The following is a 10,349-nucleotide window of genomic DNA, read 5'->3' on the forward strand; positions in this document are numbered from 1 at the left end:
CCCCGGTGGCGACCGCCGGCCGGACAGCCGTGGGATGGCCGGGCCCCCGACCACCTGCGCCGCGCCGTCCACCGGGGTGACCGCCGGGCCGGCCGGCGCCGCGCCGGCCTCGGCGGCCGCGGAATCCGCGCCCGGAACCTGCACCTCGGCGTTGAACAGCAGCCTGACCGACTCCTCCTTGATGCCCTCCATCATGGTCTGGAACATGTCGTAGCCCTCCCGCTGGTACTCGACCAACGGGTCACGCTGCCCCATTGCCCGCAGGCCGATTCCCTCCTGCAGGTAGTCCATTTCGTACAGGTGCTCACGCCATTTCCGGTCGAGGACGGCGAGAACGACCCGGCGTTCCAGCTCCCGCATGAGCGGGTCGCCGTCCGGGCCCGGGCCGAGGTCCTCCTCGCGCCGGTCATAGGCATCGTGCGCGTCGGCCTGCAGCTCCTCGATCAGGGTTTCGCCGGTCAGCCCCTCACGGTCGTCGGGGGCCGGCACCTCCACGCCGACCTGGTACAGCTCGCCCAGACCGCTCCAGAGGGTGTCGAGGTCCCATTCCTCGGGATACCCTTCCGCGGTCGCGCCGCGGACGTACGCCTCCACCGTGTCGTCGATGAAATGGCGGACCTGTTCGTGCAGATCGGCCCCTTCGAGAACCTTCCGGCGCTCCTCGTAGATGACGGTGCGCTGTTTGTTCATCACCTCGTCGTACTTCAGGACGTTCTTGCGGATCTCGAAGTTCTGGCCCTCTACCTGGGTCTGCGCGGAACGGATCGCACGAGTGACGATCTTCGACTCGATCGGCACGTCCTCGGGAATGTTGAGCCGGTCCATGATTCCCTCGACGGCCGCGGCGTTGAACAGCCGCATGAGGTCGTCGCCCAGGGACAGGTAGAACCGGGACTCCCCGCGGTCGCCCTGGCGGCCGGCTCGTCCACGCAGCTGGTTGTCGATGCGGCGGGACTCGTGGCGTTCGGTGCCCAGCACGTACAGCCCACCAAACGCCAGGACATCCTCGTGCTCGCTGCTGACCGACGCGCGAGCCTTCTCCAGCGCCTCGGGCCAGGCCGCCTCGTAGTCCTCCGGAGTGTCGATCGGGCTCAGGCCGCGCTGGCGCAGTTCTACCTGGGCGAGGAACTCGGGGTTGCCACCGAGCATGATGTCGGTACCGCGCCCGGCCATGTTGGTGGCGACGGTCACCGCGCCCCGGCGCCCCGCCTCGGCGATGATCGAGGCTTCCCGCTCGTGCTGCTTGGCGTTGAGCACCTCGTGCTTCACGCCGCGCTTGGTCAGCTCCTTGGACAGGTACTCCGACTTCGCCACGCTGGTCGTGCCCACGAGTACCGGCTGGCCCCTGTCGTGGCGCTCGGCGATGTCGTCGACGACCGCGCTGAACTTGGCGACCTCGGTCTTGTACACGACATCGGGCTGGTCGGCCCGGATCATCGGCTTGTTCGTGGGGATCGGCACGACGCCGAGGGTGTAGATCTGGTGGAACTCCGCCGCCTCCGTCATCGCGGTTCCGGTCATTCCGGACAGTTTGTCGTAAAGGCGGAAGTAGTTCTGCAGCGTGATCGTGGCCAGGGTCTGGTTCTCCTGCTTGATCTCAACCTTTTCCTTGGCCTCGATCGCCTGGTGCATACCCTCGCTGTAACGCCGGCCGTGCAGTACCCGGCCGGTGAACTCGTCGACGATGAGAACCTCGCCGTCCGTGACGATGTAGTCCTTGTCCCGGCGGTAGAGCTCCTTTGCCTTCAGGGCGTTGTTGAGGTAGCCGACCAGCGGGGTGTTCACCGATTCGTAGAGGTTGTCGATACCGAGCTGGTCCTCCACCTTGGCCACCCCGCTCTCGGTGATGGCCACCGTCCGCTTGCCCTCTTCCACCTCGTAGTCGACGTCTCTGACCAGGGCCGGGGCGATACGGGAGAACTCGGTGTACCAGCGGGTCGGGTTGTCCGCCGGGCCGCTGATGATCAGCGGTGTCCTGGCCTCGTCGATCAGGATCGAGTCGACCTCGTCGACGACGGCGAAGCTGTGCCCGCGCTGCACGAGCTCATCACCGCTCCAGGACATGTTGTCCCGCAGGTAGTCGAAGCCGAACTCGTTGTTGGTGCCGTAGGTGATGTCGGCCTCGTACTGCTGGCGGCGGACCGCCGGTGGCATCTGCGGGTGGATCACACCGACCGTGAGCCCGAGAAAGCGGTGCACCCGGCCCATGTTCTCCGCGTCCCGCTGGGCCAGATAGTCGTTGACGGTGACAATGTGCACGCCCTTACGGGACAGCGCGTTCAGATAGGCCGGCAGCGTGGAGACGAGGGTCTTGCCCTCACCGGTCTTCATCTCGGCGATGTTGCCCAGGTGCAGGGCCGCCCCGCCCATGATCTGGACGTCGAAGTGCCGCTGGCCGAGGGTCCGCCGGGCCGCTTCGCGTACGGCCGCGAATGCTTCGGGGAGAAGTTCGTCGAGGGTTTCCCCGTCGTCGATCCGCTGCCGGAACTCGTCGGTCATCGCGCGCAGCTCGGCGTCGGTGAGCCCCACGAAGTCGTCCTCGAGGAGGTTCACCTGCTCGGTGATGGCCTTGAGCCTGCGCAGAATACGGCCCTCGCCGGCGCGGAGGATCTTCTCGAGTACCACGGGTGAAACTCCTCGGGCGGCTTGTCGGCTGGGTCACCTACACAACGAGACTAGGCTAGACCCCCGGTGCTGATCGATCCTCCCCGTACGGCGGGTCGGACATCCTTGTGACAGGCGGGACGCTTGTGACAGGCCGGACGCCGCACCAGGCGGCCTCACCCGTCGAAAGGGCCGGCCCTCCCTCCCCACCAGCGGGGCGGTACGGAATCGTGCTGCCGTGCCCGTGCCCGGCCGCGGATCCTCGTGGCTGCTGGCGGATCCGCTCCCGGCCCCGGGGCCCGCCCATCAGAACGTACGGGAACCGCGGTCAGTGCCCGGCCGCCGACGCCTCCCGCGGGCTCGTAGGCGATCCTGACCAGATGCCGAAGCTCGACCCCGTGGAGATCACGGCTGGCCGGATCCACCTCCGCCCGTGGATCCCCGCCGACATCGACGACGTCCACCGTGCCTGCCAGGACCCGGACATCCAGCGCTGGATAAGGATTCCCTCGCCCTACACCCGGCAGGACGCCGAGGCCTACATCACCGGGTTCGCGCCCCGGCAGTGGGACGACGGCCGGGGTGCCCCGTTCGCCGTGCTGGACGCCACGTCGGGGTCGGTGCTGGCCTCCGTGAGCCTGACCGAGGTGACCGACGACGGCCTGGCCACGGTGGGTTACTGGTGCGCGCCGGGCGCACGTGGCCAGGGTGTCGTCAGCCAGGCGGTCGGTGTGGTGAGCCGCTGGGCGTTCCAGGTCCTCGGGGTCGAACGGCTGGAATGGACGGCCGGGGTGGGCAACTGGGCCTCCCGCCGGGTGGCGGAGAAGAACGGGTTCACCATCGAGGGCACGCTGCGCCGGGGCCTCGTCCTGCGCGGCGTCCGGATCGACTGCTGGATCGGCTCCCTGCTGCCGGACGACCGGCCTCCGTCGTGACGGTCAGCAACCATATGGCCGGGCAGCTTCATGCCAGCCGGCCACGACCGACCGGCCGGTCGCGACCGCGTGAAAACAGTCCGGGAAACACGGCGTACGCCAGGAGGAACACGGCATACGCCAGCCCGGCGTGTCCCCGGCCGGGTGGCCGCCACGGCGACCGCCAGCAGGCTCAGGCAGCAGGCGCGGACGGTGACGGATTCAGGTGATTTCCAGCAGCTTCTCCCTGACCGCGTAGACCACCGCCTCCATCCGGGAGTGCAGCTGAAGCTTCTCCAGGATGTTACGGATGTGATTCTTGACCGTGTTCTCACTGATGAACAGCTGCTTGGCGATGTCGCGGTTGTTGAGCCCCTTGGCGACGAGCCGCAGGACCTCCATCTCACGATCGGTGAGCCTGGGGGTGGGCAGCTGCGGCCGACTGTCCGCCTTTTTGATCATTAGTGCGAACTCGCTGAGAAGTTTCGAGGCCATCGACGGGCTGATCAGGCTCTGCCCCCCGTGCACGGCGCGGATGGCGGTGGCAACCTCGTCGATCGAGATCTCCTTGAGCAGGTAGCCCATGGCACCCGCCTTGATCGCGTCGTAGAGGTCGCCCTCCTCGTCGCTGATGGTCAGCATGACGATCTTTGCGCTGGGCACTGCCTGCTTGATTGCGCTGGTCGCGTCGATCCCGCCGCGACGCGGCATCCGGACATCCATGAGGACGATGTCGGGCGCGGTGTCGACCGCCATCGTGACGGCTTCGGAGCCGTCCGGTGCCTCACCGACCACCTCGATGTCCTTCTCCTGCTCAAGGACCATCTGTAGGCCACGCCGAAACAGAGCATGATCGTCAACGACGAGCACCCGGATGGGATCCGGCGACAACGGCTCTTCCCCCGGCTGGCGCCCATCCCCCGTCATATGACCTCCCTCACGTCGCGGCGGACCCCTGCCAGGTGTCCGTGCCGGTGCACGGGCCACCTGGCAGGCGGCTGAAGACATCCACGGCAGATGGTCCCACGTCAATTGGACCTGCATGCCTTTACACCGTTGCGACCATGTCACGAGGCTGGTCGTGGCCGGCCTCCGGATCCGCCTGCCGGTGGCCCGGATACGGCCTATGCGTGAACCGCGGAGTCCTGGTGAGGATCCTGAGCCGCGTCCGCACCCGTATCCGCCTCAAGCCGGATCAGGCCGTAGTCGTATCCACACCGTCGGTAGACGACACTCGGCAGGCCCGTGTGCACGTCACGGAAGAGGTAGAAGTCGTGGCCCACGAGCTCCATATTGGACAACGCTTCGTCAAGAGTCATGGGCGTGGCTCGGTGGACCTTCTCACGGACGACCATGGGGGACGGATCCGCGACACCGTAGTCCGCGTCGCCGCCGGCAGCCGCCGAAGCATCGAGCACACCGACGGCCGGGCTCCCGTCCGGCAGACCGGACGGCCGGTCGGGGGCGGTCTGCGCCAGTGAGGCACGGCCCGCGCCGTTGTGACGGCTCCGCCTGTCGGCAGCCCGCCGTAGCCGTTCGGCGAGCTTCGCCGCGGCCAGGTCGAGCGCCGCGTAGGGGTCGGCCGCGGCAGCCTCCGCGCGGATGACCGGACCCCGTGAGAACACGGTCAGCTCGACACGCTCGCGGACATCCGCCATGCGCGGGTTGCGCTCGCGGGAGAGCTCCGCGTCCACCCGGAACGCCTTGTGATCAAACCTCTCAAGCTTCGCAATCTTGGCCTCGGCCTGCTCGCGGAACCTTTCAGGAACCGCGGTGTGCCTTCCCTTGACCACGATGTCCACTCGTTTCACCTTCCTGTAGACCGGAAGTCGCGACCATCGGGCAGTCCCGACGGATCGGGCCAGGCCCCGCTTCCGGTGTCGTGCCGTGCGCCAGGGCTTATCTGCTGCCTCGTTCCTTCCGCTCGGGCCCCCGGACACCTGGGCCCTCGCCCCGCCTGTCAGTCCCCGTGGTGCCGGTACGGGTGACGACAGTTTTATCCCTCCGGTACCCTGATCGCAGGCAAACGGACAGCTTGGGGCCGGTCATCTCGAGTAGGGCGTCGGTGGGCCAACGTCGCGGCGGCGACCGCCGCCACCGATACCGGTACCGCGCCGGCACGCAGCACCCGAGTGGCTTCGGACAGCGTCGCCCCGGTTGTCACGACGTCGTCGATGACGATGAACAACGCTCCGGGCGTCCCACGGCCGTCCCAGCCGACGGAGGCATCCGGCGGGAAAGACCCGGCCGCGGAAGAAACATGGTCGCCCGGCCCCCGGCCCCCTGGAGCACGGCGCAGGATGAACGCGCCGTCGACATTGGCCGCGCGTTCCGCGGCGCTCAGGCCCGCCTGGTCCGCCACCGGCCGGGCGGGGCGCAGCATCGGCACCACCCGTGCCGGCACGCCCGCTCGGCGCAGCACCCGGGCGGCGCCGTCGCCGAGCCGGCGTACGTGGTCGAACCCGCGCTGACGCACCGCGGCCCGGGTCGACGGCACCGGCACCAGAACGACCGGGCCGTCGTGTGCTGACGCGGCCCTGGCCGCGACCACCGCGCGGGCCAGTGCCGACACGAGTGGCCCGGGGGCGTCCAACCTGCCTCTTTCTTTGAAGGCCAGCAGGATTCGCCGGCACGCGCCGTCGTAGACGGCGCCGGCGAAACACGGTGGCCCTCGCCGCTTCGGGGTGGCCGTCTGTCCCGAAGCGGCGAGGAATGCGGGCCGATCGACCGCGGCCTCACACACCGCGCAGACAGCCGGGCCGGGACGGCCACAGCCGGCACAGCTTCGCGGCAGGAGAAGATCCAGCAGGACCTCGAAAGCGGCGGACAGGTACGTAGCGGACATGTGTCGTATGGTCACCCCGCCGGCCCCGGCCTGACCAGCACCCGGCCCGTCCTGTGGAAAACCCTCGTGGGGCGGGACCTGCCTGTGGACAACGCCCGCCCAGGACGCCCACGACGTGCATGCTCTGTGAGCGCGGCCTTTCCGCAGACGCGAAAAGAAATCGAATGAATACAAATAGTCATCAAAGATGGGCTTTCCTGTCCGCCTGGCACCCAACATCGACAGATCTGGCACGATCGCACTCACCGGGTCCACCGGCAGTAGGGCACGCGGCAGTACGGGCACGCGGCAGGCCGGGCCGATCGTTGGCAGCGCGGATCCATCCATACGGCGAACCGGTCACGGCGGCACGGGTGCGCCGGCCCCGGACAGCGCGCCGGGACACTGGCGCGGCCGCCTCCATCCGGACCGCCGGAGGCCCGAGAAGGTGAGGAGACCGACATGACCGGCGGACCAGGCTGGGGCGACCCCCAGCCACCCGGCGGGCCGAATCCCTCGGACGGCCGGCAGCAGCCGCCGCCACCCGGCTGGGGGCAGCCCCAACCACCGCCGTCCGGCGGGAACCAGCCGCCCTCGCATCCTGGCGGGAACCAGCCCCCATCTCCTGGCGGGAACCAGCCCCCGTCTCCTGATTGGAACCAGTCCCCACCTTCTGGCTGGAACCAGCCGCCATCGGGCTGGGGGCAGCCACAGCCGGCGGGAGGAGCGGGCCAGTGGGGGCCTCTGCCGCAGGCCGAGAAACCGGGGATCATCCCGCTACGGCCGCTGGCCGTCGGCGAAATACTCGACGGCGCCTTCGCCGCGCTGCGGCGCAGCCCCGCGGTAATGATCGGGCTGACCTTCGGTGTCACCACCGCGACACAGATCGTCGCGGCGGCGCTGACCGCGATCGGCCAGCGCGGCTCCACCGGTCTCGCGCTCTCCCTCAGCATCGTGGATATAATCATCAACTTCGTCGTCATCGTCGCGCTGACCGGCGTGCTCAGCGTGGCGGTGAGCGAGCTGACAATGGGTAGCAGCATCCAGATCGGAGAGGTCCTGCGGCGCGTCCGGCCCCGGCTGCCCGGCCTCGCCGGGCTGTCGGTCGTGGTGGCGCTGCTGACCCTGATCGGGCTCATCGGGCTCGTCATCGGCGGCATCTTCGTAGCGGTCGCGCTGGTCCTGGCGACCCCCGCGTTCGTCCTCGAAGGCGGCACGATCAGGACGGCCATGCGGCGCTCGTGGACACTGGTCCGCGGCGCATGGTGGCGCACCTTCGGGATCCTGCTGCTGACGAGCATAGTTGTCGCTGTCCTGCTGTTCGTCCTCGCCTTCATCTTCGGGCTGGCCTTCACCGCCGCCAGCGACGCCCTGACCGATCCGGTCAGCGGCGACTTCACCGGGCCGGGCCTCGCGCTCAACGCGATTATGAGCATCATCATCGACACCGTGATCATGCCGGTCATGGCGAGCGTGGTCGTGCTGCTCTACGTCGATCGCCGCATCCGGCTGGAAGGGCTCGACATGACGCTCGCCCAGGCGGCGCGGGAGCGCCGCGCCGCGACCGGCCAGGGCTATCAGTGACGGGAGCACGAGCATCCGCGGCGGGAACGCGGGCGTCCGGGGCCCCGCGGCACAGCAATGGGTGAACCGCGATGATCGAGCCAGTGGTGACCCGTGACGCGGCAGCGGAGGAAGCCCGCCGCGAGCTGTCCAGGGCGATCTACCACCGGGCTGGGCCAGGCTGGTTCGAACGGGTGGTGAACTGGCTCACCGCGCGGCTCGGCGATCTGTGGGCCGGCGTCACCGAGCCGTCCGGCGGCGGCCTCGGCATCGCGGCCCTCGTCATCGTGGCCGCCGTGGCCGCCGTGGCGGTGCGGCTGCGTCTCGGCCCGCTGCGGCGGCAGGCCCGGACGGCGTCGACGGATCTCGATCTGACCAGTCCGCTGTCGGCGGCGGCGCTGCGGGCCGAGGCCGACGCCGCGGCCCGTGCCGGCGCGTTCGCTGACGCGGTGCGTTCCCGGCTGCGCGCCGTCGTGCGGATGCTGGAGGAGTCAGGAGTGCTCGAGCCCCGGCCGGGACGGACCGCCGGTGAGCTGGTCGCCGAGGTCGGCCGGATCGCGCCCGCTCCCACCCCCGCCCTGGCGGCGGCCGTGACCGTGTTCAGCGAGATCTGGTACGGCGGGCGGAGCGCGTCCGAGGCCTCCTACCGCACCGTCGTACGGGCGGACGAAGCGCTTACCGGGCTGCGGCCACGGCCGGGAGCGGGCGACGCCAGCCCGGCTCCCACCTTCACGGTGCCGGCTTGAGCGCCCTGGCCGGCCGGCGGCAGCGTAACCACGCGTCCGGCACTCCGCCACAGGCTGTACCGCCACGAGCCGCGCCGGTGCGGGCCGCCGGCCCGCCGGCCGTACCCTCGCCGGACGTACCCTCGCCGGCTGTGTCCCCGCAGAGCGTGTCGCCGCAGGATGTGTCGCCGCAGGATGCGGCCTCGCAGGCCGCTGCCCCGCGGGCGCCGGGCGCCGGGCGCCGGGGGCTCGATCCGCGAGCCCGCCGTGGCATCCGCGTCACAGCCGTCCTTTTACTACTTATCGTAATATGTATAACACTTGTGGTCATGTCTGCAAGCTCGAACGGACGCCCGCTCGATCCTGGGTCGGCCGATCCGGACGGGACCATGGCCCTGGCGCGGCTCGTGCGGGCGCACGGCGTCACAGTCACCGCGACGAACGACCCGGCCGAGACGGCGAACGAGCCGGATCCCGCCGACGTCACGATCGTGCTGGCCCACCCACAGCGGGCATCCAGGCAGGCGCTCGACAGGCTTGCCCAGCTGGCCGGCCAGGGCAGCGACGTGGTGCTCCTCGAGCCGGACGCGACTGTCGTCGACGCCCTGGGCCTGCCGGTCACCGTCACCGGCCGCGTCCCCTCCGGGACACCCTCGCCACAATGCCAGCTGTCTGAGGCCACCACGGCGGGGGCGGTCACGCTCGGTGGCCGGTCTGCTTTCCGGGCCACCGGGCCGGACGCGGCCGAGCTCACCATGTGTTACCCGGTGGAGTCGGCCTCGGTCCTGGTAGTCGTGCCGGCGCCCCGAGCACCGGGCCGGCCGCGGGAAGCGGCCGGGCCTGGACGGTTCGTCCTGATCGGCAACGCCGGTTTCATGACCAACGACCGACTGGACGAGCAGGGCAGCGCGGCGCTCGCGATCGGGCTGCTCAACCGGCACCGCACGCTGTCCTGGGTGACCCCGCAGCTCGGCGCCCCGGACGCGGTGGCCCGCAGAGGCCTGCTCGACCTGCTGCCCGACCGGGTGCCGCTGGCCTGCCTCCAGCTCGGCCTGGCCGCGGTCGTCCTCGCCCTGTGGCGGGGCCGCCGGCTCGGCCCGCCGGTACCCGAACCGCTCCCGGTCGTGGTGCGCGCGGCCGAGACCGTCGAGGGACGAGGCCGCCTCTACGCCGCCGCGCAGGCCCGGGACCTGGCCGCGGCGGTGCTGCGGGCGACCACGCGCGGGCGGCTGGCCGAACGGCTCGGGCTGCCGACACGGACCCGCCCGGCCCGGCCCGGCGACACGGGGCAGCCCGAGGCTGACCCGGCCGCGCTCGTGGCCTCCGTCGCCACCCGTACCGGACGCTCCCCCACGGAGATCACGTTGCTCCTGTACGGTTCCGAGATGAGCCAGGGTGCCCCGGCAGCGGCTGGGACGGCCCTGGCGACAGGGGTGACGGACGAGGCGTTGGTGGCGTTGGTGGATCAGCTCGACGCGCTGGACCGGCAGGTGGCAGCGGGACCGGATCGGCAGGTGGCGGCAGGATGAGTGTCCCGGAGACATCCGACGACACCCAGCGGACGGCCACCGCTTCCCCGGCCGGGCCCGTGAGCACGGCGGCGCTGGGCGCCGCGGGGCCGGGCGGCGCGGGGCCGGGCGGCGGGCCCGGGGCCAGGGGCTCCGAGGTGCCCGAGGCCGGGCTGTCGTCCCCGGTCGAGCTGTCCAAAGCCTGTCTCTT

8 protein-coding genes and 1 pseudogene are annotated in these 10,349 nt (G+C 70.3%); 5 read left to right on the forward strand and 4 right to left on the reverse strand.

Annotated elements, in window-relative coordinates; translation table 11 throughout:
- On the reverse strand, positions 1–2,625 hold a 2,625-nt coding region (secA, locus tag NBW84_RS18040), incomplete at its 3' end, for a preprotein translocase subunit SecA (protein WP_250285906.1).
- Between the two features lie 359 nt (positions 2,626–2,984).
- Between secA and NBW84_RS18045 the strand changes: the two genes are divergently transcribed.
- Complete coding sequence (locus tag NBW84_RS18045) at positions 2,985–3,539, forward strand: GNAT family N-acetyltransferase (protein ID WP_250285907.1); 555 nt, start codon at positions 2,985–2,987, stop codon at positions 3,537–3,539.
- A gap of 201 nt (positions 3,540–3,740) precedes the next feature.
- Here NBW84_RS18045 and NBW84_RS18050 read toward each other — a convergent pair whose 3' ends face one another.
- From NBW84_RS18050 to NBW84_RS18060, 3 genes are all read right to left on the reverse strand, one after another.
- The gene (locus tag NBW84_RS18050) at positions 3,741–4,445 is read right to left on the reverse strand and encodes a response regulator (RefSeq protein ID WP_250285908.1); all 705 of its coding nucleotides are present in this window, start codon (positions 4,443–4,445) and stop codon (positions 3,741–3,743) included.
- 197 nt (positions 4,446–4,642) lie between these two features.
- Positions 4,643–5,320, reverse strand: a complete 678-nt coding sequence (hpf, locus tag NBW84_RS18055) for a ribosome hibernation-promoting factor, HPF/YfiA family (RefSeq protein WP_250285909.1) — start codon at positions 5,318–5,320, stop codon at positions 4,643–4,645.
- 194 nt (positions 5,321–5,514) lie between these two features.
- Positions 5,515–6,363, reverse strand: a complete 849-nt coding sequence (locus NBW84_RS18060) for a ComF family protein (RefSeq protein ID WP_250285910.1) — start codon at positions 6,361–6,363, stop codon at positions 5,515–5,517.
- Positions 6,364–6,804: 441 nt separating this feature from the next.
- Between NBW84_RS18060 and NBW84_RS18065 the strand changes: the two genes are divergently transcribed.
- From NBW84_RS18065 to NBW84_RS18080, 4 genes and pseudogenes are all read left to right on the forward strand, one after another.
- Positions 6,805–7,926, forward strand: coding sequence for a glycerophosphoryl diester phosphodiesterase membrane domain-containing protein (locus tag NBW84_RS18065; protein WP_250285911.1), 1,122 nt, complete (start codon positions 6,805–6,807; stop codon positions 7,924–7,926).
- A 71-nt stretch (positions 7,927–7,997) separates the two neighbouring features.
- Positions 7,998–8,651: a DUF4129 domain-containing protein gene (locus NBW84_RS18070; protein ID WP_250285912.1), complete on the forward strand. Its 654-nt coding sequence runs from the start codon at positions 7,998–8,000 to the stop codon at positions 8,649–8,651.
- Between the two features lie 161 nt (positions 8,652–8,812).
- The gene (locus NBW84_RS18075; protein ID WP_445548755.1) at positions 8,813–10,159 is read left to right on the forward strand and encodes a DUF4350 domain-containing protein; all 1,347 of its coding nucleotides are present in this window, start codon (positions 8,813–8,815) and stop codon (positions 10,157–10,159) included.
- Positions 10,156–10,349 (forward strand): annotated as a pseudogene (locus tag NBW84_RS18080) (hypothetical protein); the annotation flags it as partial. The gene NBW84_RS18075 and the pseudogene NBW84_RS18080, both read left to right, overlap by 4 nt.

Source organism: Protofrankia sp. CiP1_Cm_nod2, from assembly GCF_920664355.1.
Lineage (GTDB): Bacteria > Actinomycetota > Actinomycetes > Frankiales > Frankiaceae > Protofrankia.

What these genes read in the sequence shown, in the direction of transcription:
- NBW84_RS18060 (WP_250285910.1), bottom strand. Translation starts at nt 6,363, where the DNA reads ATGTCCGCTACGTACCTGTCCGCCGCTTTCGAGGTCCTGCTGGATCTT.
- NBW84_RS18045 (WP_250285907.1), top strand. Translation starts at nt 2,985, where the DNA reads ATGCCGAAGCTCGACCCCGTGGAGATCACGGCTGGCCGGATCCACCTC.
- NBW84_RS18065 (WP_250285911.1), top strand. Translation starts at nt 6,805, where the DNA reads ATGACCGGCGGACCAGGCTGGGGCGACCCCCAGCCACCCGGCGGGCCG.
- NBW84_RS18050 (WP_250285908.1), bottom strand. Translation starts at nt 4,445, where the DNA reads ATGACGGGGGATGGGCGCCAGCCGGGGGAAGAGCCGTTGTCGCCGGAT.
- NBW84_RS18070 (WP_250285912.1), top strand. Translation starts at nt 7,998, where the DNA reads ATGATCGAGCCAGTGGTGACCCGTGACGCGGCAGCGGAGGAAGCCCGC.